Origin of the sequence: Formosimonas limnophila, from assembly GCF_014652675.1 — a bacterium.
Classification (GTDB): domain Bacteria; phylum Pseudomonadota; class Gammaproteobacteria; order Burkholderiales; family Burkholderiaceae; genus Hydromonas; species Hydromonas limnophila.
In genome coordinates this window covers 66,766-91,725 of sequence record NZ_BMZG01000001.1, presented here as the reverse complement: position 1 = coordinate 91,725, position 24,960 = coordinate 66,766, and the positions used below count along the sequence as shown (strand labels likewise).

Here is a 24,960-nt window from a genome sequence, read left to right as displayed (position 1 = left end):
GCTTAACAAACAAAGAATCACGAAGAATTACTTCTTCATTTCTTCTTTAGCAGCAGTCGCGCCAGCTTTAGCCGCTTCAACAGCTTTAGTCGCTGTTTCTTTAGTAGCAGCAGCAGTGGCAGTTACTGCGTCAGCTGTTTTAGCCGCTGCATCTTTAGTTGCTTCTACTGCAGCACCAGCAGCAGGAGTAGTCGTTGCAGCAGGAGCAGTAGCGGCTGGAGTTGCAGCAGCAGGAGCTACGTCAGCAGGTTTTTTTTCTTCAGCTTTAGAGCAAGCAGCCAAGATACCAGCAGCTACCAACAAAGATACCAATGATAATTTTTTCATGTTGTTACCTATATAGATTATAAACATGCGATGCACCACCAGCAACCACGCAGATGATTCACATCACGGCGGCATTATATACATTTTATTTGTGCGCTGTGTCAAATTTTATCCTTTTTAAGTCAAGAGCCTTTCTCACGTAAGGCACTGCGTGTTTCATTTATGCAACATTCCACATTCCGACTTAGAGATTCAGACTCAACCAACCATGACCATACCAATCATGCAGCAACCGCCAACGGCTCTCATTCATCTGTTTTAAGTTTGATATTCGCTCATTGGCCAATTGTATGAGGAACTGCGCATCATCTCCATCAGCGACCAAATGCTCACCATTAATAAACACCCACGGCGCGTGATACAGCATCCGTGTGCCTGAGACCAAAGATACTCCATGCTTGGCAGCCTGCTTTTTGAACTGCGCGAAATTCATCATCTGAGGCGGATCAAACCAAACTGACGGTTTTGGTTCGGTCAAATAACACCCCAAACATTCTGCCACCCAGCTTCTGTCCCACTTCAGCTCTTGTAGTTTTTGGTATACATCATTCACCATGGCATCTGGTAAGTGTGCTGGTGTGGTTTGGTATTTTAAAGTGGCATCTGTATATCGCCCTTCTAATTCAATGTTGTCTTCGACAAAATTGAGTAAAGCGATACCAAGTTCTTTGTAAGTCGGCGCACGAAAACCAATCGAGTACGTCATACACTCACCAACAGCCACGCCGTCATGGGCATAGTGAGGCGGTAAATACAGCATATCCCCTGGATTGAGAACAAACTCTTCGTCTGGTGTGAAGTTCTGTAAAATTTTGACGGGTACGTCGGGCACAATAGACAAATCTTTTTCTTGCCCTATTGCCCAATGCCTTTGACCATAAGCTTGTAGCAAAAACACATCGTACGAGTCATAGTGCGGCCCCACCCCACCACCATCGGTTGCAAAACTCACCATCAAATCATCTAACCGCGCATCTGGGATAAAACGAAACAAATTAAGCAACGCGTGACCTTGAGCATTGATTAAATCAACGCCCTGCACCAGTGCCGTCCATGCAGACTGCTTGCGTTTAGGAAGCTGAGCCTTTTTAAACGGGCCGTGTGAGAGTTGCCAGCCTGTCTCATCATACTGAATCACACGGGTTTCAATATTTTCGTCGCGCAAAGCATCAAAGGCATCATCAGGCATGAAGAACGCTTGAAACTCTGGAATGGCATTGCGAATCAACAATGGTTTTTTGTGCCAATAGTCTTTAAAAAACTTTTGCACCGTCATGCCCCCAAGCGGCACTGGTTTGCCATTGAATAATGGCCAGTTCACAGGAAACTGCCCGAGTGTCTGCCACAAAGGCTGAGCCTTAAAATCAGTCGCTTTCATAGTACTCGCTTCATTAGTATCAAAGCCGCCATTGTAAGACGTATTTTCCGTATAATGTCGTATTGAATTTTTAACCGAAGGAAAACACATGAAAATCGCAAAAAACACCGTCGTGACCTTAAGCATGAATGTCACCGATGCCCAAAATAACTTCATCGAGCAGACATCGGGCGAAGGCTTCACCTATCTCCACGGTGGCTATGATGATTTTTTCCCAAAAATTGAAGAAGCGCTTGAAGGCCAAGACGTTGGTTTTGAAACCACTATTCAGCTCGAACCAGATGACGCATTTGGCGAATACGATGCTGAACTCGTTCGCGTAGAAGCACGCTCATTGTTCCCAGCCGATATCGAAGCGGGCATGATGTTTGAGGGTATTCCCGAAGGCGGCTCTGAGGACGACGTAGAGTTTTTTACCATCACCGACATCGAAGGCGATAAAGTCGTACTCGACGGCAACCACCCGCTCGCTGGTATGGCGCTGCGCTGCGCCGTTAAAGTCACTGAAGTTCGTGCTGCCACCGACGACGAAATCGAGCACGAGCATGTTCACGGTGACGACGGTCACCACCACGAGCATGATGATGACCACGGCACCGTGCATTGATTCAAATAGTATCAATCAAACAGCCCTTGGTGATTTCATCAAGGGCTTTTATTTTGTCCAAAAAATAGAATGCTCGTTTTATCTTATGGATTACCAGTAAATATTCTGTGCTATAGTTAAATCATGCACTCATTAAAGGAGTACGGCATGACGATTTACAACAGCAAATTTGAACAAGCCCAACAAGCGGTCAAAACGCTCACAGAGCGTCCCGACAACGCCACATTACTCAAACTTTATGTGTCGTATACAAGCAAGCAACCGAAGGAAATGCAACAGGTGAGCCTCCTCAAATGAGCGAGTTCGTCGCGCGAGCGAAATTCGATGCGTGGGAAGCATTGGCGGGGACGAGTAAGGATGACACCATGAATCAATACATCAGCCGTTGTCAACGGACTCATGACACAAGCTCAGGCCTGAACAGTTATGGCATAAAAAAACGAGCCAATTGGCTCGTTTTTTTATGCCTCATCCACCAAAGTGCCCCACAAATCATATTCATCACTCGCGTGAATTTTCACATCGACAAACTGCCCAACTTCGAGCGGTGTTTCGGTGTAATCAATATAAACCGCCCCATCAATCTCCGGCGCATCGGCCATTGAGCGAGCAATCGCACCATCTTCATCCACTTCATCAATCAGCACTGTTTTCACCGAACCGACTTTTTTTGCCAATCGTGCGGTGCTGATGGCTTGTTGCTTTTCCATAAAACGTGCGGTACGCTCTTCACGCACTTCGTCAGGCAACGCGCCTTCGATTCGATTCGCCACCGCACCATCGACAGGTGAATAAGCAAAGCAACCGACTCGGTCAAGCTGTGCTTCGTCAAGGAAGTCGAGCAGATATTCAAACTCTTCTTCGGTCTCCGATGGGAAACCTGCGATAAAGGTCGAGCGAATGGTCAAATCAGGGCATGCCGCACGCCATGCTTGAATGCGCTCTAAGGTTTTTTCGCCATTTGCGGGACGCTTCATGGCTTTAAGCACACGCGGGTGGGCGTGTTGAAATGGCACATCCAAATAAGGCAAAACGCGCCCTTGGCCATTCACAGCGGCTTGCGCCATGAGTTCAATCACATCGTCCACATGCGGGTACGGATAGACGTAGTGTAATCGAACCCATGCACCCAGCTGAGCTAGCTCTTGTACGAGCTCTTGCATGTGCGTTTTCACAGGACGGCCATTGACAAAACCCGTGCGAAATTTCACATCGACGCCATACGCGCTGGTGTCCTGCGAGACCACGAGCAATTCCTTCACGCCTGATTGAACCAGTTTCTCTGCTTCACGCACCACATCACCGATGGGGCGCGACACCAAGTCACCACGCAAAGATGGAATGATACAAAACGTACAGCGGTGATTACAGCCCTCAGAAATCTTTAAATACGCATAGTGCTTCGGCGTCAACTTAATGCCCTGTGGCGGGACGAGGTCGATGAATGGATCGTGTGGCTTCGGTAAATGGATATGCACCGCATCAAGAACCTCATTAGTTGCGTGCGGGCCTGTCACCGCCAAGACTTTCGGATGCATCGCACGAACCATGTTGTCGCCATTTGAATCCGTGCGTGCACCCAAGCAGCCAGTCACCACGACTTTGCCATTTTCATGCAACGCTTCCCCAATCGCGTCCAGCGACTCCTGCACAGCGCTGTCAATGAAACCACAGGTATTGACCACCACCAAATCAGCGTCTTCATACGACGGCGAAATTTCGTACCCTTCCGTGCGCAGCTTGGTCAAGATGTCTTCGGAATCAACCAAAGCTTTCGGACAACCAAGGGAAACGAAGCCGACTTTGGGTGTATTGGGTGAATTTAAGGTAATGATGTCTGTCATGGTGCTCTCTAAAATGATGTGAGTATTCTTCGTGATGCAATGTGTTATTTTATCACCGCATCGCCTTCGTCCAATAATTGTTCATCATCAGGAACAACCACTACAATGTCTTTCGGTGTCTCAAAACTCACCCGCCCCAGCATGCCACTACGCATTTCGACGATGAGTAGCTCGGAGGTTTTTTGCATATCAACCACGCCGCCAGTTTTGACATAGCCACGTTTTTTGGCAATGGCGAGTAGGATGTCTTCAGGCTTTTCGGGTAATTCCGTTAATTTATAGCGTGTTTTGAGTTGTTCTGGGTATGCAACGCTAAGATATTCTGCCGCATAAATCGCGATGTCTTCGAAGTCGATGACGTTTTTGCCAATCGCACCACTCATGGCGAGGCGATAGCCACTGGCTGGGTCAGCGATTTTTGGCCAAAGAAACCCGGGCGTGTCATACAGCTGTGTGCCGTTGGGCAGCTCGATGTATTGCTGCTGTTTGGTCACGGCTGGCTCGTCACCAACTTTCGCGATTTTTCGTCCTGCAAGTGCATTGATTAGAGTAGATTTGCCCACATTCGGAATGCCTGCCGCCATGATCCGTAACGGCTTTTCTGCACCATCGCGGTGTGGAGCGAGCGACTGAATGGTTTTCATGAGGCGTTTCACATCGGGGCGGTTGTTGCCGACAAATACCATGGCAGTGACGTTCGGCTGGCTTTGGTAGTAGGCGAGCCACTCTTGGGTCTTCGCGGGGTCGGCTAAGTCTGATTTGTTCAATACTTTCAAACAAGGCCGATTGCGAAAGCTACCCATCGGCGCGAGCAATGGATTTTCACTCGAATACGGCAAACGCGCGTCGACGACCTCGACAATGACGTCAACCATTTTCAGCCGATCGGCAATCTCCTTACGGGCTTTGTGCATGTGCCCTGGGAACCATTGAATACTCATAATCTATTCCGAAAAAAGTGAACCCCTATTTTTAAGTTTCGCTGAAACTATGTTTTCGGGGAACAGAAGTTTTGAGCAGGAAATCCACACAAAACTTAGATAAAACCAAAATAAAAACCAAACAAGGTTACTTGGTCGCCACGCGACCCACCAAAAAAATCCCCACCATAACCAACGACGTACCAGCTAACTGTGTCGGCGTAATCGGCTCACCCAAAAACACATAGCCCAAACCCACCGTCGCCAAAGGCCCGACCATTGAAATTTGTGAAACAATGGATGAACCGAGCCGAGCCACCGCCATCATGGTCAAAACCACTGGCGCGACCGTGCACAAAACAGCATTGAGTAGCGAGTATCCATACACCGTCATATTTTGCTCAACCAATTCATGCGGAAGGCGCACCACTACATAATTCAACACACACAACACCGTCGAAACCGCCATCGCATAGGCGACCAATCGCATCGCGCCCAAGCGTTTCACCAGCTCGCCCGTCATCAACAAATACGTCGCATACGACGCCGCACTGGCAAATACCAAGGCAGAACCCAACGGCACATTACTACCACTAAACGACACCTCATGGACAAACACCAGCACAATGCCCACATACGCCAACAACATCGCTAACCACTGTTTCACATCAATGTTTTTTTTCAATACAAACTTCGACATGATGAGCACCAACGATGGCGTTAAGAATAAAATCAATCGCTCCAATCCCACAGAGATGTACTCCAACCCCATGAAATCAAACAAACTCGCCAAATAATAGCCAAACAACCCCACCACAAACACCTGCCCATAATCAGAACGCGTCATCGCGTAGGGCTGCGTGCGCCGTGCCCACAAACCAATCAGCACAAAAAACGGCAATGAAAAAATCATCCGCAGCGTCAACACATCAATTGCATCGGCACCTTCGCGATACATGAGCTTGGCTAAAATAGCCTTCGTTGAGAAAAATAGTGCACCAAAAATCGCCCAAACAAAAGCTGTTTGGCGCTGGGACTTGGTAAACGATGAACTCATAAATCACTCAATTAAAAAGCCGCTCACCAAACGATGAGCGGCGTATGCTCGCATGGGTTGACATTATATATCAAGCAGACGATACAGCGGCCAATCCTACTTAACCGACTTTGTGGTGAGCTATACGCAGTTCATCAATCGCTGTAACTCATGCGTTCTCACAAAGCTTTTATAACAACACCGTTATAGTACGACTAACACGCTACCAACACAGTCATCATTATAAATTAGCAGTGACTTTTACCAATACGACCTTGGTTTTAGACAAATCATCCGCTATCTGAACGTGGGCATTCAGATGGTCGACAAACCTAACGAGAAAGAGCTCATCATTTGATGGGCTCTTATTTTCCAATCGATTGAAGATCAACCTATTTACCCCATATGTAACCCACCATTGACCGAAAAATCAGCACCTGTTGAGAATCCACCCTCATCTGAAGCAAGCCATGCAATCATCGAGGCGATTTCTTCGGGTTTACCGAGGCGTTTGACGGGGATGCCTGAGACAATTTTCTCGAGCACGTCTTCACGAATAGCCGTCACCATATCCGTAGCAACATAACCTGGTGAGACGGTATTAACGGTCACGCCTTTGGCCGCGACTTCTTGGGCAAGTGCCATGGTGAAACCGTGTAAACCCGCTTTTGCGGTGGAGTAATTGGTCTGGCCAAATTGACCCTTTTGACCATTCACCGACGATATGTTGATGATGCGGCCAAAGCCTTGGTCAACCATGCCATCGATCACTTGTTTGGTGACGTTGAACATTGAGTATAAGTTGGTACGGATAACTTCGTCCCATTGTTTGAAGTCCATTTTACGGAATTGGCCGTCACGCGTGATGCCTGCGTTGTTGACCAATACACTGATGGTGCCATGTTCGGCTTTGACTTTATCAAAGGCTTCGACGGTGGAGTCCCAATCACCAACATTGCCCACTGAGGCATAGAATGTATAACCGAGTGCAGCTTGCTCATCCAGCCATTTTTGTGCGTCACGAGTCGGGCCGCAGCCTGCGATGACTTTAAACCCATCCTTATGTAAGCGTTGGCAAATCGATGTTCCGATGCCGCCCATGCCGCCTGTGACGTATGCTACTTTTTGACTCATTTTCATCTCCAATAATGGTTATCAATTTTATGCAGAGTAAGCTATTGCCCACAGTTGCACATTGACTCTTTTTTAAAAAATAGGTTACTGTGCTCATCCAAAATTTCTGGCTCTACTAACTGCGCCAACAATATCAATGATTCCTGCCAACCACGATAACAAAACTCCAGAGGAATCGCCTCAGGAATCCCAGTTTGAACAATGCTTAGCCCAGTGCCGCACAAAACAGGTCGAAACTCCACCGTCACCTGCATCTCATCGGGCATATTTGGGTCGTCAAAACAGTGTTTTTTCGGACATGAGAACGCCTATCGCTCAACCGCCAACGCAACACCCATACCACCACCGATACACAGCGATGTCAGGCCTTTTTTCGCATCTCGCTTGACCATTTCATGAATCAATGAGACGAGCACGCGGCAACCCGATGCGCCAATGGGGTGACCCAGTGCAATAGCACCGCCGTTGACGTTGATTTTGCTGGTATCCCAGCCCATTTCTTTGTTCACAGCGCAGGCTTGCGCAGCAAAGGCTTCGTTGATTTCCATGAGATCTAAATCGGCAGGTGTCCAACCCGCTTTCTCTAATGTACGACGTGAGGCAGGTACAGGACCCATGCCCATAATCGCTGGGTCAAGACCGCTGCTGGCGAAAGCTTTGATGGTGACAAGTGGCGTCAGGCCAAGTTCTTTCGCTTTATCAGCAGACATGACCATGACGGCTGCGGCTCCGTCGTTGATGCCTGAAGCATTACCTGCCGTGACGCTGCCTGCTTTATCAAACGCTGGGCGCAAACCTGCGAGGCCTTCGGCATTGGTTTTACGATTCGGGAATTCGTCGGTGTCAAATACGACTGGGTCGCCTTTACGCTGTGGGATGACCACAGGGACGATTTCGTCTTTGAATCTACCAGCATCAATGGCGGCGAGGGCTTTGGTCTGTGACGCGAGGGCAAATTCGTCTTGTGTTTCACGGCTGATCTCGTATTGTTTCGCGACGTTTTCGGCCGTAATACCCATATGGTATTGGTTGTATACATCCCACAAGCCGTCGGTAATCATAGTGTCCACGAGTTGCGTGTTGCCCATACGGAAACCATCTCGTGAATTCGGCAAAACGTGCGGTGACGCGCTCATGTTCTCCTGACCACCCGCGATGATGATTTCGGCGTCGCCGCAGGCAATGGCTTGGGCTGCGAGCATGACGGCTTTCAGGCCTGAGCCGCACACTTTATTGAGCGTGCACGCAGGTACACCCTGCGGCAAGCCTGCCTTGATGACAGACTGGCGTGCGGGATTTTGGCCACTGCCTGCGGTGAGGACTTGACCGAGAATGACCTCACTGATGGCATCACCAGATACACCTGTTTTTTCTAACAAAGCTTTAATAACGGTAGCCCCTAAGTCTGGTGCTGACACCTTTGCCAATGAACCACCAAACTTACCAATCGCGGTGCGTGCCGCCGCAACAATTACGACTTCTTTCATATCATCTCCAAAGTTATTTCAAAAAATACGACATGCTGTTTTTTGATTTTAGTTAAAAATTTTGTGTTCAGATAAAGGCTTGATTTGCCTCCAACCATTTCTCACTTGCACGTGAGAGGCATCTATATTTAGGCGGCTCGTACTTTGACATACCGACCTGGCGCAGCCTCAATCGGTTTATATTTCGCTGTACCGAGTTTATTAGGTGCAGCGACTTGTTTGCCTGAATGCGCGTGTAGCCAGTTTGTCCAATCTGTCCACCAGCTGCCTGCGTGCTCGTCTGCGCCGTTAAGCCATTGTTCTGATGTGGATTTATCGAGGTTGACCGAGTCGTTCGTCCAGTAGCTACGCTTGTTTTTCTTCGCTGAGTTAACAACGCCAGCAATATGGCCTGAGGCAGCAAGCACGAATTTTTTATCACCAGCAAGTGTGGCTTGCGAGCGATAGGCGGCTGTCCACGGGACAATGTGGTCTTCACGACAAGACAACACGTAAGTCGGCACGTTGACTTTTTTGAGGTCAACTTTCTCTCCACACACCACTGCCGCCCCTTTATCCTTGAGTTTGTTTTCAAGATACGTATTGCGTAAATACCAGCAGAACATCGGCCCAGGTAAATTGGTCGAGTCAGAATTCCAATACAACAAATCAAACGCGGCAGGTTGCTCACCTTTGAGGTAGTTACTCACGACGTAGTTCCAGACCAAGTCATTTGGTCGCAGTGTGGCGAACGCATTAGACAGATCTTTGCCAAGCATGACGCCGCCTTTGGCGAATGCTTGCTCGCGCATGACAACATGCTTTTCGTCTACATAAGCATCAAGAACGCCATTGTCCGAAAAGTCAAGCAATGCGGTGAGCAAGGTCAAGCTGGCCACAGCATCCTTACCACGCGCTGCAAGTACAGCGAGCGCGGTTGACAGTAATGTCCCGCCAACGCAAAAACCGAGCACGTTGATTTTGTCCTGAGCCGACGCTTCCTGAACCACGTGAATCGCTTTAATCAACACATGCTCAATATAATCGTCCCATGTTGTGTGTGCGAGTGTCTCATCGGCATTGCGCCAGCTCACAAGATACACAGTATTGCCATTCTCAACCGCATGACGCACAAGCGAATTATCAGGTTGTAAATCAAGAATGTAGAATTTATTAATGCACGGAGGCACGATAAGCAATGGTCGCTCACCGACTTTAGTCGTCAATGGCGTATATTGCAATAGCTGAAAATACTCGTTCTCAAACACCACTGCGCCATCCGAACGCGCAACGTTCACACCGACCTCAAAGGCAGTTTCGTCAGTCTGCGAAATACGACCTTTTTGCAAATCAGTTAAAAAATTTTGAATGCCAAGTTTGAGTGACTCACCTTTGGTATCAAGTAGCTTTTGTTGCGCATCAGGATTGGTTAAGAAAAAATTACTTGGCGCGAGCGAATCCACCCACTGCATCACAGCGAAGCGCACACGGGTTTTGGTTTTGGCATCAGCTTTAACACAATCAGCCATCTCCAGCATCAAGCGCGCATTAATCAAATAACTTTGTGCAAGGTAATTCGCCCACGCATTCGCACGCCATGCTGGCGAGACAAAACGTCGGTCTGTGATATCAAAACTTTGCTGGCTTGAGTAACTTTGCCAAAGCGCAGCCATTTCTTTAAGGTACTCTTGCTGTAACCTTTGTAAATCAGCAGCATCAACCATTTTTGCGACATCCGATAAACTTTCATGCGCCATCATGCTTTGACCTGCGAGCGGATTTTGGCCACTACTCATTTGTTTGAGGGTGTCACCGAACTGCTGCCACGCACCCATGATGTTCGGCATGTTGGTTTGCCCTCCACCAACGCTATTAAAAAGTTGTTGCCACTGACCAAAAGGGGATTCTGATGCATTATTTGCCTCAGAATCCATCGCCGCTTTGGCTTTCTCTGCTTGCCCTTGGGTATTTCTGAGCAACTCTTCGGCGGCTTGATTCACCTGATCAGCTTGCGTTTGCAGGTTTTCGACAAAGGCCGTCATCTGTGTTTGTACATCGACTGGCAATGATGTCAATTGCTTGGCCTTTGGTACAGGTTTAGATTTGGTTGCTGGTTTGAGAGTTGGTTTGCTCGATGTTGCTTTTTTGGGTGCTATTTTTTTTGCAGCAGGTACCGCAGATGGCGTTTTAACCTTAGCTGTTACTTTAGGAATATTTCCTGCTTTGGCCACAGTGCTTTTTGCTGCGGGCTTGGTGACGGCAACTTTCTTTTCCGAGGTTTTGACTGTTTTTTTGACTGTCGTGGCTGTGCGTGTTAGTGCTGTTTTTGTGATCGCCTTAGTCGCCATTGTTGCTCCTGTCTCCGTTTATTGGACTTGTCATTTTGAAGCCCTTGTTCCTTTGCATTGTGGGCTATCAAAGTTTAAAGGTCAATAGCCAAGCCGCCTTTTTTAGCACGATGCAAAGACTTTATTAGGTGCAGCGCAGCAATTAATTAAGCGTACGAGCGTATTAACTTCTTTTGATTCTTGCTATAAAAATAGCAAAACGACAGTTTTAAAACTGCCGTTTTTATGATCACCTATGCTCAGAGTCTTTGATACACCATGCTCAGCCCAGTTGATTCTCCAGATACTCCCAACGCTCCATACAAGCCAACATCTCCTCCTCAATCTGACCGAGTCGGGTGGTGAGTGCAACGCCATGAGTAGGATTATTGGTGAACACACTACCGTCAGCAAGATCGGCTTCAATGCTTTTTTGCTCGGCTTCAAGTTCATTGATGCGTGCAGGTAAGCTGTCTAATTCACGCTGCTCCTTATAACTGCGTTTGACTTTGGCGGCTGTATTTGGTGTCTCAGATACTGTAGGAGACTCTGTTTTCACAAGCGCGGCTTCGGTTTTGCTGCTAGTCTGCTCATCCATACCAACGGGAACGGTCAAACCACTTTGGCGACGCCAATCATAGAAACCACCGACATACTCGCGCCAGTAGCCTGCTTGTGGCTCTGCGGCGATGACGCTGGTGACAACGTTGTCGAGAAACTGTCGGTCATGAGAGACAAGAAACACCGTGCCATTGTAGTCTTGGAGTAACTCCTCAAGCAGCTCCAGCGTTTCGATGTCTAAATCGTTGGTTGGTTCATCAAGTACCAAAACATTCGCAGGTTTGGCAAACAGTCGCGCGAGAAACAAGCGGTTTCGCTCACCACCTGAGAGTGATTTAACAGGTGAATGCGCACGCTGTGGTGCAAACAAAAAGTCAGTGAGGTAGCCAATCACGTGTTTTTTCACGCCATTGATCTCCACCCACTCCGAGCCAGGACTAATCGTATCGGCAAGCGTGGCTTCGAGGTCTAAGCCTGCGCGCATTTGGTCAAAGTAAGCGATTTGCAGATTCGTGCCATTTTTAATCGTGCCACTGTCGGCCTCTAACTCGCCGAGGATGAGTTTGAGCAGTGTGGTTTTGCCCATACCATTGCCCGCAAGCAGGCCAATTTTGTCGCCACGCATAATACTGGCCGTAAAGTCACGCACAATGGGGCGAGTGCCAAACGATTTGCTGACCTCAACCATTTCAGCGATGACCTTACCTGAACGATCGGCTTGGGCGACGTCCATTTTGGCATTGCCGACTTGCTCGCGACGGTTGACCCGTTGCTCACGCATTTCAACCAATGCGTTGATGCGCGCAGTACTTTTGGTACGACGAGCTTCCACGCCTTTACGAATCCAAACCTCTTCTTGAGCCAATAGTTTGTCAAACTTGGCATTTTCGACAGACTCATCGGCCAACTGCTGGGCTTTGGTGGTTTGATAGGCTGAGAAATTCCCAGGATACGAGCGCAATTGACCACGATCAAGCTCCACAATCCGCGTAGCAATATTATCGAGAAATGCACGATCATGGGTGATGAACAATACCGCACCATTGAAGTTTTTTAGCAGTTCTTCCAACCAACCAATCGAGCGCATGTCCAAGTGATTGGTCGGTTCATCCAGCAGCAACACATCAGGGTTTTGCACCAGTGCTCGAGCTAAGGCAACGCGTTTTTGTACACCACCAGACAACGTACCGCACAGCGCGTGTGGATCGAGCGCGAGTTGACTCAACGTGGTTTGTACCCGCGCATGTAGCGTCCAGCCATCGTGCGTCTCTAACTCATGCTGGACGTGTTGCATTTTGTCTAAAATCTCGGTCATGGTCGCTTCGTCGGCATCGCCGAGCGCTTCGGTGAGTGCGTCGTATTCTTCGAGCAACTCAGCCGCTGCGCCTGCGCCCTGAGCGACTGCATGTAAAACGGTATCATCGCTGTTGAACAAAGGCTCTTGCTCGACATACGCACACCGCAAACCATTTTGACGCGAAATCACGCCATCATCAGCCGATTGTGTACCCGCAATGATTTTTAACAAAGACGACTTGCCGGTGCCATTGCGCCCGATGAGTCCAACACGCTCGCCCTCCTCCAACGAAAAGTCTGTGTGGTCAAGCAAAGCGACGTGACCATAAGCCAGCTGTGCGTCAGTGATGGTGAATAAAGCCATGAATTTCTTTCTGGTGATGCGAAAAGCAATATGCTTTTCGCGGTTCTGATTCTAATTAAAATAAAAGGATGTCACTTGGTCATTGACTGCGCGTTCGCTGTTGCCGTGCCGTTTCAAACACGCAGACCGCTGCAGCTGCAGCCACATTGAGCGATTCGCCTGCAGCCATAGGAATGATGACCGTCTGGCTCGCGGCCTCGATTAACTCTACCGACACACCACTGCCTTCTGAGCCAAACAACCAAGCCACAGGTGACGTCAAATCTATCTCATCAATGCTTGTCGATGCTGTCAAACTGGTGGCAAGCACTGCAACGCCATTGGCTCGCAGTGTGTGCATGATGTCGAGTAGATGGACACCATCAGCAATTTGTAGGGAAAAATGCGCTCCAACCCCTGCACGCAAAACTTTCGGCGAATAAGGATTAACACAGGCATCGTTCAAGTACACGGTACGCACACCCGCCGCCGCGGCACTGCGTAAAATCGAGCCAAGATTGCCCGCATCCTGTACACCATCGAGCAGCAAAGCATTGACTCTTTCCTCAGTTACCTGAGCAAGTGGTTTTTTCACTTCCAACAAAATGCTTTCACCTTGCACCAACGTGCTCAGACTGCGAAACAGCACATCACTCAACACCATGACAGGGCAGGATAATTGCGCCAATATGGCCACAATTTCTGGATGAGCCATCGCAGTCTGCGCCACCCAGCCTCGCTGTGCTTGACCGCCAGACTCAATCAGTGACTGCGCCAAATGAATGCCTTCGAGCACCATCGTCTCATCACTTCGTTTGGGTTTATCCAATTGACGTTTGAGTGATTTAACCGCTGTGTTGTCTTTGGATGTGATGATGGTCATGAGGCACTCGCTGCAATAATATCTCGAACAGGGGCGAAACTGGTTCGATGATGCGGCGTGACACCATAAGTTTTCAAAGCTTGCAAATGCTGCGCAGTCGGATAACCTTTGTGCTGAGCAAAACCATAATGCGGATACGCCTCATGCAATTGCATCAACGACGCATCACGAGCGACCTTTGCCAAAATCGACGCTGCAGAAATACAAGCCTCTAGCGCATCGCCTTGTACCAAAGCCTGCCCAGTATAGCCCAACGTCAATAAACCTTTAGGAAAATGGTTCCCATCGACCCAAACCCAGTCTGGCTTGAGACTCAAGCCCTGCACGGCTCGCGTCATAGCAAGCATAGAGGCCTGTAAAATATTCAGCTCGTCGATTTCGCCCACACTGGCCGTGGCGATAGACCATGCGATAGATTTTTGCTGAATTTCGTCAAACAGCTGCTCACGTTTTTTTGCTGAGAGCTTTTTTGAGTCGTTCAAGCCGGCAATAGGCTGTGCCACATCGAGAATCACCGCCGCAGCATACACCTCACCAGCGAGCGGGCCGCGCCCTGCTTCATCTGTGCCACAGATGAGCTTGGCATCAGATAATGAAATGGAGAATAAATCGTGCATGAGAGTTGGGTCAGATAAAAGTAAGGAAGATTGCCGCAATTTAGGACTGCAAAAAATGTTTGGTGCTGGATTGGGTCGCTTAACGACCAACCACTTGCCCAATTGCCTGAGCGCACAAACGTGGTGTATCTCGCAACAAGGACTGGTGCAACGTCGTTAAACGTTCAACGACCGTGCCGTCTTTCGCATAACGGCTCATTTCATTGAGCAAAGATTTAGCTAAGCTCTCTGGTGTGGCATCATTTTGCAACACCTCAGGAATGAACGATTCATTCAGTAAGATATTGGGCAAACCAATCCGTGGTTGCAACGCCACTTTTTTATAGATAAACACCGACAAACGCGAGGTTTTATAGGAAATCACCATGGGCTTTTTGTACAGCGCCACTTCCAAACTCGCCGTGCCACTAGCAACCAGCACCGCGTCAGCTGCCTCTATCGCGCTGCGCGCTTGCCCGTCGAGCAGCCTCAAATGAATATTAGGGGCATATAACTGACGCAATTGCATAATTTGTTCACGCAATGCATCATGCGCAATGGGCAACACAAACCGCACCTGCCCTAATTGCTGCGACAGTAGGACAGCTGCTTTAAAAAAATTGGGGGCATTGTATTCAATCTCAGACGCACGAGAGCCAGGTAACAGAGCAATCACTGTTTGCTCATCACCCAACTGCAAGGCTTGTCGTGCAGCAGAAACATTCGCCAGCATTGGAATGTGTGGCGCAAATGGATGCCCCACATACGTCGCAGGAATACCCGCGTCACGATAAATCTGCTCTTCAAAAGGGAAAATTAGCAGCACATGCTCTGCCGCTGCTCGGATTTTTTCAATCCGTTTGGGTCGCCATGCCCAAATTGACGGGCTAACATAATGCATGGTTTTAATGCCGCGCACTCGCAGTCGTGTTTCGACACCGAGATTGAAATCAGGGGCATCCACACCAACAAAGACATCGGGTGGTGATATTTCTAACCGCCGAATAAGGTCACTGCGCATCGCCAACAAACGCGGTAAATGACGAATCGGCTCAAAGTAACCACGCAATGCCAATGATTGCGACGGCCACCACGCATCAACCCCTTCGCGCATCATGGCCTCGCCAGCGATGCCGTAGGCGTGTACATTTTGGTACGACGCACGCGTGCCTTTGACAAGCTCAGCGGCGAGCTGGTCACCAGAAGACTCGCCTGCGATGAGTGCCAAGTTTAAATTATGTGCGGACACGAAGCGCTCCACCTGCTGCGCATCAGCGAACAATGCCGCGTGTTGCTTTGGTGAGGAATTCGCTCATGAGCTGCAGCGATACCGCGCTTTCGATATCAGCTTGCGCGGCGTTTGTGATGTTATCAATGGCTTGTTCAACCGTTAAGTCTTGACGATAAATCGCTTTGTAAGCACGTTTGATTGCCATGATGTGTGATGGTGAGTAACCTCGGCGCTTAAGTCCTTCTGAGTTAATGCCAAACGGCACTGCAAAGTTGCCACGGGCCATGACGAATGGCGGCACATCTTTAACCAAAACAGAACCACCACCAATCATGGCATGAGCACCAATTTTAACATACTGATGTGCCCCCGCCATGCCACCCAAAATCGCGTAGTCATGCACCTCGACGTGCCCAGCTAATTGAACATTACTCGCCAATATCGTATGATTGGCGATACGGCAATCATGCGCTAAATGCACATACCCCATAATCCAGTTGTCATCGCCAACACGTGTGATTCCCTCATCCTGAGCTGTGCCTAAGTGAAAACTGCAGAACTCGCGAATGACATTGCGCTCGCCAATTTCAAGCAGTGTCGGCTCACCTGCGTATTTTTTGTCCTGAGGTGCGCCACCGAGCGTGATATGGTGGCCAATCTGGTTGTCCGCACCAATCGTCGTGTGGCCTTCAATGACATTGTGCGCACCGATGTGGGTACGATCGCCAATCACGACATTCGCACCAACAATGGTGAATGGCCCAATGGTTACATCGGTGCCAATTTGCGCGCCCGCTTCAATCAGCGCGGTGGGATGAATCTGTACTGCCATGTTTGATGATTCCTAAAAGTACCAGTTATTCTAAAGATTTTAACCATTGTTTGCGCGATACGCACACATGAGTTCAGCTTCGGCAGCGACTTCCTCAACCCCAACCACCACGGCTTTGACGTCAAATTTGGCAAAACCGCGAATCACACGCGTCAAACGTGTTTCTAAGCGTAGCTGATCACCTGGCACAACAGGGCGTTTAAAACGCACGTTCTCCATACCAACGAAATAAAACAGCGCATCAGGATGAGACTCTTGCACCCACAATAAAGCTGATGCTTGCGCTAGAGCCTCCATAATCAAAACACCAGGCATCACTGGGTTGCGCGGAAAATGACCACCAAAAAAAGGCTCATTCATCGACACATTTTTCGTCGCAATCAAATAGTCATTCAATCGCCACTCCAAAACCCGATCCACCAACAAAAATGGATAGCGATGAGGAATGCGCTCCATGATGGATTTGATGTCATAACCCGCTTCGATGGGATTCGTGTTCTCGGTAATTTTTCTCATACTCGCTCCTTAGACTCTACTTTTTGATCGTGGTTTTAATTCAAAATAAACAGGTCACTGACCTGACGTTTTTTCCAGCGTACGAATACGTTTACGTAAATCTGACAAATGACGAATCAATGAAGCATTACGTTCCCAATCACGATGCAACATCGGAGGAAAAACACCTGAGTACTGTCCAGCCACAGTCAATGAGCTAGGTACAGCCGTCGCAGCTGAGACCACCGTACCATCTGCAATCGTCAGATGCCCGCCAATCATCGCCGCACCACCAATCATGCAACGCGCCCCAATCACAGCACTGCCCGCAATACCCACACACGACGCCACCGCCGTATGCTCACCGATCACGCAATTATGCGCAATTTGAATCTGATTGTCGAGTTTCACACCATCATGAATAACGGTATCAGACAGCGCGCCTCGGTCAATGCATGTATTCGCACCAATTTCAACATCATCGCCCACCGCAACACGTCCTACTTGTGGAATTTTTTGCCAGCCCGACTTGGTTGGTGCAAAGCCAAAACCATCCGCACCAATCACGGCACCCGCATGAATAATCGCACGTGCACCAATCTGGCAACCATGATAAATCGTCACATTTGGGTAAACTGTGGAATCATCACCAATCACAGCCTCGTCACCAATCACAACGCCTGCCATCAAGCGAACTCGCTCACCAATCTGCGCACGCGCCCCCACAACCACACGCGCATCTATTTGGCTACTTGCGGCCAAAACGGCAGTCTTATCAATGACCGCCGTTTGATGAACCCCTGCCTCAATGTGACGCTGTAAATACAGGCGTTGCGCTACATGCGCATAGACCCCATAAGGCTGTTCAGCTACGACATACACGCTTGACTCATGGGTTTTCCCCTGCTCTTTCAACCAAACAAGGTCAGCTTCAGACAGCACAATCACACTCGCTTGACTACTCAGAAGCTGATCACGCAAATGCGCATTGCTTAAAAACGAGAAAGCACCAGCTGCCGCGACATCGAGTGGCGCAACATGACTCACCAGAGTTTGGTTCGCATCACCCAAAACAGAAACAGAAGCATGCAAATCCTTAAACAAATCAGCCAGCGACTGTGTTGCCACAAGCGCTGGCTTAAAAAACGCCGTATTCGTCATTATCAAGCAATCTCAATTACATAAGCAAAATCAAAACGATTCATCAACCACATCGCTGATGAGCCAACTCGTATCACTTTATTATTTCAAACCATCAATCAACTTTTGGGTCAAGTCAAACTCTGCTTTCACAAAAACAGCTTCGGTCACAACCAAATCATAACCCTCTTTTTGTGCAATGCCCTTAATTAAACCATCGGCCTTGCTGAGCAATGACTGCATCATGGCGTTTTGCTCATTGGCATAATCTTGTTCAAACTTGGCTCGTTCAGACTCAAACTGATTCACTTCTTGTTTGAGTACTTTTTCTCGTGTCGCACGCTGTGCATCAGTCAAGGTTGGATAGTCTTTCTCATACTGTTCATTTTTGCTGCGAATGCTGGCTGCTTTTTTTGCCAAATCAGCGTCGCGGGTTTTAAAGGCGCTTTCCAACTTAGCACGCGCAGCTTTGGCTTGCCCTGACTCTGCCAGCAAACGATCCACATTCACCACACCCACCTTAAAGGTTTGTGCGCACACGCCACTGCTAAATGCCAAACCAGCACACAAACCAGCCAAGACCAATGATGCTTTTTTCATTCTGTATTTTTCCTTAAAAACTTCTAAAATCATATTGATTAAAACGACGTGCCAATCTGGAATTGGAATCGCTCAATTTTGTCACCATCTTTTTTATTGATTGGTAACGCGTAGCTGAATTTCAATGGACCAATGGGTGAGTTCCAACTCAAACCGACACCATATGAGTAGCGTAACCCACCGCAGCCAGACAGAGATATTTTGCTAAAATCACAAGCATTCGTCTTAAAACTATCCGACCACAAACCTGCTGCGTCCGCAAAAGTAAATAAGCGAACGCCTCGATTTTTAGACATTCCTGGAAATGGAAACTGAAACTCTGTATTCAGAAGAATACGCTTAGAACCACCGACGTGATTCCCTTTCTCGTCAACAGGCCCCAATGAACCAGATTCGTACCCCCGCACAGAGCCCAACCCACCTAAGTACATATTCTTAAAAAATGGGTAGTCACCTTTGGAGCCACCAAACCCAGCACCATAATCAAATTGCGTATTGAATGCAAATGTCAAATGCTTAGACAGTGGAATGAATTGCTGATATTGATACGATGCTTTGTAATACTTCAAAGTACCGACGGGCGCTAATTCAAAATTCAGACGCTGATAAATGCCTCTGGTGGGTGCAAATGTTGAATCCCTAGTATCGTAGCTCCAACCAGTAGTTAAGCCGACTGTCGTAAAGCTGTTAGTATTGTATTTGTCTATGTAGGCAACATACGATGGTGGACTTGTTTTACGATCCAATTCGGTTTTATTTCTCTCTGGATTCAAACCAAAATAAATTCGATGCTTTTCAGAAACAGGAATACCATGAACCAAATCAAAACCATAAGTCGTGTATTTAACATCTGACAGGTCAATATTTGAGGCATCGTAAGTTCTATAATATAAAGAAGCATTTTGACTAACCCCATCTTTAGTAAAATAGGGATTAGAAGTAGAAATTGTTAAATTACGATTAGACTTACTCGTGTCAATATCAACACCTAATGAATTCCCAGTTCCTAGAATATTATTCTCAGATATAGAACCAGTTATACCTAGCTTATCTGTCGAACTATATCCCAAACCCAATTTTAGAGTCCCGGTGGGAATCTCTACGACTCTATAAGTCACATCGACTTGGCTATTTACCCCATCGACAGGCGTCACATCAACCGCCACCTCACTAAAAAAACCTAGACGATCAATGCGGTCACGTGAAAGTTGGACATTGGAGTCATTGTAAATTGCCGTTTCCATTTGTCTCACTTCACGGCGAATCACCTCATCCTTAGTACGTGAGTTGCCAACCACATTGATACGACGAACGTAAACACGTTCTTGTGGGTCAATAGCAATGGTTACATCGATAGTGTTTGCGCTGGCATTGGGTACAGGTTGCACTTCGACTTTGGCAAGGGCATAGCCCTCCTGAGAGAAACGTCGAGTCACTTTATTCACGATTTCGCTGATTTTCGTTCGTGAGTACAGAGCATTTTTGGGGTATTTGACGATTTTTTCGATATCTTTGCTTGGAATCTCTTTGAGATTACCCGAGAAACTAATACTACTGACCCGATACTGAACACCTTCTGTGACATCTATATTGATATCAATGCCTTTACCATCAGCAGAGGGTGGAGTTTCGACTCTAGTAAAATTAAAGTCCATGTAACCACGGTCATAATACAACCCGCGAACGTTCTCCAAATCCGCACTCAGCTTCTCAGGGGTAAAACGACTATCCTTGGTATACCAAGAAAAAATACCGTTTTTGTCGGTTTCCATCGCTGAGCGTATGGCACGATCTGATACTTTCTCGTTGCCGTTGATATTGATGCGTTTAACTTTAGTGAATTTACCCTCTTCGATTTTAATCGCAACGGACACCTGTTTATTGCCCTCTGGCTTAACATCAGCATCAATTTTAGCATTGACCAAACCTGCTTCAGCATACGTCGCTTGTAATTCATTCTTAACGCGTTCGAGTAACGCTGGATCATAAGCATAACCTTGAGCGAACCCATTAGCTTTAAGCGTGCTCAAAATTTGTTTGCGCTCAAACTGCTTCATACCCGTAATGGATAGATCCGAAATGACTGGACGCTCGGCCAAAGTAATCACAAGCACATTGCCATTTAAGTCCAAATTAACATCCTCATACAAACCCGTCGCAAACAACACCTTGATAATTTCTTGACCTTTATCTGAGTTAAATCGTTGTCCCACTTTCACAGGAATGGCATTAAACACAGAAGCTGGGTCACTACGCTGCAACCCATTGACTTGAATATCTGACAGCACGACGCCCGATGACTCAGAGGTCGTGGCAGCTTTTTTAGTTGTTGCAGCTTGCGTCGTCGCTGAATTTGATTGCGCATGCACCGCCATAGGTGCTGTTGCAAAAAGACTGGCGACGATTAAGGCTGTGCAACGCGGGGCAAATTGTACCGACATAGTTTTCCTATTTCTCTAAAAAAGCACTTACAGACTCAGACTTAACAACCATAACCCATTGTCTTATAAGGTTTTTTAAGTCTTCAACTGGTTCGACTCACGAATTATCGCGCAATTCTAACCGAATAAGCGCATGAAGTCATTATAAAAAGCAATTCCCATAAACATCATCAAAAAGGCCATTCCAACAGTTTGACCAAGCGCCAACGCACGTTCTGACACAGGACTGCCTTTGATCAACTCGACAACATAGTACATCAAATGCCCACCGTCCAACATGGGGATGGGCAATAAATTTAATACTCCGAGACTGATGGATAGCCAAGCGAGTCTGCTCACAAAGTCAGTCACACTTGACTTAGCCCCCTCACCCATCACTTGAGCAATGCTGACTGGGCCGCCAATATTTTTGAGGCTGAGTTGACCTGTGGCGATTTTATATAACCCTTTAACTGTGAGAGCAATCGCATCATAGGTCATATTGAAGCCACGTGGAATAGCTTCTAAAATACCGACATGAACAACTTTGACCTGTGTAGTGAGCAGCTCCGCGCCAATCGTGCCAACGACTTTGGTTACCACTTCGCCATTTTCGACAATGGGGCGCCCTTTTAAGACAGGAGTGAGATTTAAACTCAACGTCTGTTGATCACGAATCACACTGACATTTAGGGATTGCCCTGCACTCGCCTGTATGATTTTAATGAAAGCCTCTCTCCCATCAATGCTTTGCCCATTAACCGAAACGATGACATCGTGCTGCTGCAGTCCTGCTTGAGCCGCCGCCCCTGAAGAGTCAACAACCCTACCTACATTCAGCGGCACAACTTTTGGCGTGAGACCAATTTTATCATTCCAGCCTTTCTCTTCTATATTTAAGCTCGCTGTTGGTAGCTCCGCGCTGTGCTCAACACCAGCAGCATTACGCCAATGCAATACCAAATTTTCACGCTCAAACACCGCATCAAGAACACCTCGATTAACCACAGACCAATCGTTCGCCTCTCTACCATTCACGCGAATAATCGTATCACCTGTCTGCAAACCCAGTCCTGCTGCCAACGTTTGAGCTGCAGGCGCTTGAACTTGGGTCGGGGTGACGTACGTGTCGCCGTAACCCAAACCCATAAAAATCAACAAAGCAAACAACAAATTAATCACAGGTCCCGCTGCAACAATCGCCATACGCTGCCACACAGTTTTTGAGGCAAAGCTGCCCTTGCCTTGTGACATTTGATTTTCGTCAGTGGCGATAGCGTACTCGCCTTTCATTTTGACATAACCGCCCAGTGGTATAGCGGCGATGCAAAAAACAGTACCTACTTTGTTCGTCCAAGAAAACAAGGGTTTGCCAAAGCCGATTGAGAATTTCTCAATCTCAACCCCGCACCGTTTGGCCACCCAATAGTGTCCCCATTCGTGGATGGTGACCAAAACCAAAATCGCCACCAAAAAAGCCCATACGTTTGTCATGCCATGTCCATTATTATTTGACTCGCCCAGCGACGAGTCTGTGCATCAACCGCCAAAACATCGTCCAAATTCACAGGTATCGCAGGATGAACGGTGTTGAGTGCCAATTCGTTGATTCTATCAATATCCAAAAAGCCAATGCATCCATCAAGGAAAGCCGCCACGCTGCATTCATTGGCCGCATTGAGCACTATCGGTGCTGCGCCCCCCGCATTCAAAGCATCAAACGCTAACCGCAAGCAAACGAATTTTTCCAAATCAGGGGCAAAAAACTCTAATTTGCCTTGTGTTGCCAAGTCCAGCAAACCCACGCCAGAATGAATCCGTTCAGGATAGGCCAATGCATGCGCAATCGGCACACGCATATCCGCATGTCCCAACTGCGCGAGACTGCTGCCATCAACGTAGTTTACCAATGAATGTATGATGGATTGTGGATGAATGACCACATTGATTTGAGCGGCTGAAATACCGAACAACCAGAACGCCTCGATGACCTCCAGCCCTTTATTCATCATCGTCGCCGAGTCCACCGAAATCTTGCGTCCCATGCTCCAGCGTGGATGCGCACAAGCCTCATCGGGCGTGATATTTTTTAATTCTGCAACAGGGGTGTGCAAAAAGGGCCCACCCGATGCGGTCAAGGTCAAACTGGCAATACTTTTAGAATCATGCGGCTCAGGCATGCACTGAAATAAGGCATTGTGCTCACTGTCAATCGGTAAAAGCGTCGCCCCGCCCTCACGCACAGCAGCAGTCATCAAAGCACCAGCCATGACCAAAGACTCTTTATTGGCCAACAATACCCGCTTACCTGCTTTTGCCGCCGCCATCGTCGGCAGCAATCCCGCCGCACCGACAATCGCCGACATCACCGTAGTCACCGACGAATCACTGGCAACGTCGCACAGCGCCTGCACACCGACCAGCACCTGTGTCGCACAGTGAATTGAGGTTAAGAGAGCCCGTAACTGGACAGCCACTGACTCATCAAGCACCACAGCATACTCAGGGACAAAAACAGCACACTGCTGCGCCAACAACTCAAACTGTGCACCACCACTCAAAGCAAATACCCGAAAACGCTCAGGATGGCGCGCCACCACATCCAACGTACTGCGACCAATTGACCCCGTCGCCCCCAAAATTGTCAACGTTTGCATCAAAAACCAGCCATCAATCTAAACAAAACCAACTGTACGGGGAGTGTTGATAAAATCGCATCAATCCGATCCAAAATCCCACCATGACCCGGCAACGCATGGCCACTGTCTTTGACGCCCGCACAACGCTTCAACCACGACTCAAACAAATCGCCCAAAATACTGACATAAGTCAGAATAAAGGCCAATAGCAATAACTTCGGTATCGACAATGCAATCGGCAAGCCATGCCAGTTTTCAAAAAAGGCAAATGACTGACTCAGCCAAGTCAACCCAAATGTCACAAAACCCAAATACACCGCCACACCAAGCCATGCCCCTACCGCACCTTCAATGGTTTTACCAGGGCTAATGGATGGTGCGAGCTTGTGTTTACCAAATGCGCGCCCTGCAAAAAAGGCCACCGAATCAGCCACCCAAATCACCATGAGCAAACCAAGCAACACCCAAGCTTGCTCAGCCGTAGGGCGAACCAACAACAAGGACCAACCTGTGGCCAACAAAATCAATGCGCCCACCACCGCCAAAACAGGCTTCGATGTGACCCGCCAACCGTAATACAACCACAGCGGTACAATCAACAACCAAAACCCCACTGCCGCAAGCACCCAGAACCCCATCAACTCTGGTGTATTGTGCAGAAACAGTGCATAACCACCACCCAACGAAGCGGGGAGCAAAAACGCATAAGCAGCCTTTGCCAATTTTGAGAATTTTGCTAAATTGGCCCACTCAACCGCAGCCCAAGCCAGCATGACACTGGCCGCTGCCAACCAAACATAAAAATTGGCAAAAAAAACCAAGCCAGCAACCACCGACAGCATCATCAGTGCTGTGATGACACGCGTTTTAACCATGGGGAAATCC

At 48.1% G+C, this 24,960-nt stretch carries 23 protein-coding genes and 1 pseudogene; 3 read left to right on the top strand and 21 right to left on the bottom strand.

Annotated features, from left to right (window positions below; translation table 11 throughout):
* Positions 1-27: 27 nt before the first annotated feature.
* Both IE082_RS00435 and IE082_RS00430 read right to left on the bottom strand, forming a co-directional pair.
* Positions 28-327, bottom strand: a complete 300-nt coding sequence (locus IE082_RS00435; protein WP_189490220.1) for a hypothetical protein — start codon at positions 325-327, stop codon at positions 28-30.
* 184 nt (positions 328-511) lie between these two features.
* Positions 512-1,705, bottom strand: a complete 1,194-nt coding sequence (locus IE082_RS00430; RefSeq protein WP_189490218.1) for a cupin domain-containing protein — start codon at positions 1,703-1,705, stop codon at positions 512-514.
* 88 nt (positions 1,706-1,793) lie between these two features.
* On the opposite strand from IE082_RS00430, the gene IE082_RS00425 reads away from it, so the two are divergent.
* Together IE082_RS00425 and IE082_RS11400 are read left to right on the top strand one after the other, a co-directional pair.
* On the top strand, positions 1,794-2,312 hold the full coding sequence (locus IE082_RS00425; protein WP_189490216.1) for an FKBP-type peptidyl-prolyl cis-trans isomerase: 519 nt from the start codon (positions 1,794-1,796) through the stop codon (positions 2,310-2,312).
* A gap of 123 nt (positions 2,313-2,435) precedes the next feature.
* A complete protein-coding gene (locus IE082_RS11400; RefSeq protein ID WP_373295029.1) occupies positions 2,436-2,609 on the top strand; it encodes an acyl-CoA-binding protein in 174 nt (57 codons plus the stop codon).
* Between the two features lie 164 nt (positions 2,610-2,773).
* Here IE082_RS11400 and rimO read toward each other — a convergent pair whose 3' ends face one another.
* From rimO to phaC, 7 genes and pseudogenes are all read right to left on the bottom strand, one after another.
* Positions 2,774-4,156, bottom strand: coding sequence for a 30S ribosomal protein S12 methylthiotransferase RimO (gene rimO / locus IE082_RS00415; RefSeq protein WP_189490214.1), 1,383 nt, complete (start codon positions 4,154-4,156; stop codon positions 2,774-2,776).
* A gap of 44 nt (positions 4,157-4,200) precedes the next feature.
* Positions 4,201-5,097 (bottom strand): ribosome biogenesis GTPase YlqF, encoded by an 897-nt coding sequence (ylqF, locus tag IE082_RS00410; protein WP_189490212.1) that lies wholly within the window; start codon positions 5,095-5,097, stop codon positions 4,201-4,203.
* 127 nt (positions 5,098-5,224) lie between these two features.
* Positions 5,225-6,133 (bottom strand): DMT family transporter, encoded by a 909-nt coding sequence (locus IE082_RS00405; RefSeq protein WP_189490210.1) that lies wholly within the window; start codon positions 6,131-6,133, stop codon positions 5,225-5,227.
* 375 nt (positions 6,134-6,508) lie between these two features.
* Positions 6,509-7,246: an acetoacetyl-CoA reductase gene (gene phbB, locus IE082_RS00400; RefSeq protein ID WP_189490208.1), complete on the bottom strand. Its 738-nt coding sequence runs from the start codon at positions 7,244-7,246 to the stop codon at positions 6,509-6,511.
* Positions 7,247-7,287: 41 nt separating this feature from the next.
* Positions 7,288-7,515: pseudogene (locus IE082_RS00395) on the bottom strand (SRPBCC domain-containing protein); the annotation flags it as partial.
* A 39-nt stretch (positions 7,516-7,554) separates the two neighbouring features.
* Complete coding sequence (locus IE082_RS00390) at positions 7,555-8,733, bottom strand: acetyl-CoA C-acetyltransferase (RefSeq protein ID WP_189490204.1); 1,179 nt, start codon at positions 8,731-8,733, stop codon at positions 7,555-7,557.
* 128 nt (positions 8,734-8,861) lie between these two features.
* Positions 8,862-10,646 (bottom strand): class I poly(R)-hydroxyalkanoic acid synthase, encoded by a 1,785-nt coding sequence (phaC, locus tag IE082_RS00385; protein ID WP_373295033.1) that lies wholly within the window; start codon positions 10,644-10,646, stop codon positions 8,862-8,864.
* A gap of 145 nt (positions 10,647-10,791) precedes the next feature.
* On the opposite strand from phaC, the gene IE082_RS00380 reads away from it, so the two are divergent.
* Positions 10,792-11,148, top strand: coding sequence for a hypothetical protein (locus tag IE082_RS00380; RefSeq protein WP_189490202.1), 357 nt, complete (start codon positions 10,792-10,794; stop codon positions 11,146-11,148).
* A 174-nt stretch (positions 11,149-11,322) separates the two neighbouring features.
* Here IE082_RS00380 and IE082_RS00375 read toward each other — a convergent pair whose 3' ends face one another.
* From IE082_RS00375 to IE082_RS00320, 12 genes are all read right to left on the bottom strand, one after another.
* Positions 11,323-13,260 carry an ATP-binding cassette domain-containing protein gene (locus IE082_RS00375; RefSeq protein WP_189490201.1) on the bottom strand — a complete coding sequence of 646 codons (1,938 nt, stop codon included), beginning with the start codon at positions 13,258-13,260 and terminating at the stop codon, positions 11,323-11,325.
* A gap of 79 nt (positions 13,261-13,339) precedes the next feature.
* Positions 13,340-14,122 carry a TrmH family RNA methyltransferase gene (locus IE082_RS00370; RefSeq protein WP_189490200.1) on the bottom strand — a complete coding sequence of 261 codons (783 nt, stop codon included), beginning with the start codon at positions 14,120-14,122 and terminating at the stop codon, positions 13,340-13,342.
* Positions 14,119-14,739, bottom strand: coding sequence for a ribonuclease HII (gene rnhB, locus IE082_RS00365; RefSeq protein ID WP_189490198.1), 621 nt, complete (start codon positions 14,737-14,739; stop codon positions 14,119-14,121). Before rnhB ends, IE082_RS00370 begins: the two co-directional genes overlap by 4 nt.
* A gap of 79 nt (positions 14,740-14,818) precedes the next feature.
* Positions 14,819-15,967 carry a lipid-A-disaccharide synthase gene (gene lpxB / locus IE082_RS00360; protein ID WP_189490196.1) on the bottom strand — a complete coding sequence of 383 codons (1,149 nt, stop codon included), beginning with the start codon at positions 15,965-15,967 and terminating at the stop codon, positions 14,819-14,821.
* A 22-nt stretch (positions 15,968-15,989) separates the two neighbouring features.
* Positions 15,990-16,781, bottom strand: a complete 792-nt coding sequence (lpxA, locus tag IE082_RS00355; RefSeq protein ID WP_189490192.1) for an acyl-ACP--UDP-N-acetylglucosamine O-acyltransferase — start codon at positions 16,779-16,781, stop codon at positions 15,990-15,992.
* A 39-nt stretch (positions 16,782-16,820) separates the two neighbouring features.
* Positions 16,821-17,297, bottom strand: a complete 477-nt coding sequence (gene fabZ / locus IE082_RS00350; protein ID WP_189490188.1) for a 3-hydroxyacyl-ACP dehydratase FabZ — start codon at positions 17,295-17,297, stop codon at positions 16,821-16,823.
* A gap of 54 nt (positions 17,298-17,351) precedes the next feature.
* Positions 17,352-18,404 carry a UDP-3-O-(3-hydroxymyristoyl)glucosamine N-acyltransferase gene (lpxD, locus tag IE082_RS00345; RefSeq protein ID WP_229809651.1) on the bottom strand — a complete coding sequence of 351 codons (1,053 nt, stop codon included), beginning with the start codon at positions 18,402-18,404 and terminating at the stop codon, positions 17,352-17,354.
* Between the two features lie 114 nt (positions 18,405-18,518).
* Complete coding sequence (locus tag IE082_RS00340) at positions 18,519-19,016, bottom strand: OmpH/Skp family outer membrane protein (RefSeq protein WP_189490186.1); 498 nt, start codon at positions 19,014-19,016, stop codon at positions 18,519-18,521.
* Positions 19,017-19,054: 38 nt separating this feature from the next.
* Positions 19,055-21,457, bottom strand: coding sequence for an outer membrane protein assembly factor BamA (bamA, locus tag IE082_RS00335; protein WP_189490185.1), 2,403 nt, complete (start codon positions 21,455-21,457; stop codon positions 19,055-19,057).
* 117 nt (positions 21,458-21,574) lie between these two features.
* Positions 21,575-22,930 (bottom strand): RIP metalloprotease RseP, encoded by a 1,356-nt coding sequence (rseP, locus tag IE082_RS00330; RefSeq protein ID WP_189490182.1) that lies wholly within the window; start codon positions 22,928-22,930, stop codon positions 21,575-21,577.
* Positions 22,927-24,093: a 1-deoxy-D-xylulose-5-phosphate reductoisomerase gene (gene ispC / locus IE082_RS00325; RefSeq protein ID WP_189490180.1), complete on the bottom strand. Its 1,167-nt coding sequence runs from the start codon at positions 24,091-24,093 to the stop codon at positions 22,927-22,929. The genes rseP and ispC overlap by 4 nt, the downstream gene beginning before the upstream one ends.
* Complete coding sequence (locus IE082_RS00320) at positions 24,093-24,950, bottom strand: phosphatidate cytidylyltransferase (RefSeq protein ID WP_189490177.1); 858 nt, start codon at positions 24,948-24,950, stop codon at positions 24,093-24,095. Before IE082_RS00320 ends, ispC begins: the two co-directional genes overlap by 1 nt.
* Between the last annotated feature and the right edge of the window lie 10 nt (positions 24,951-24,960).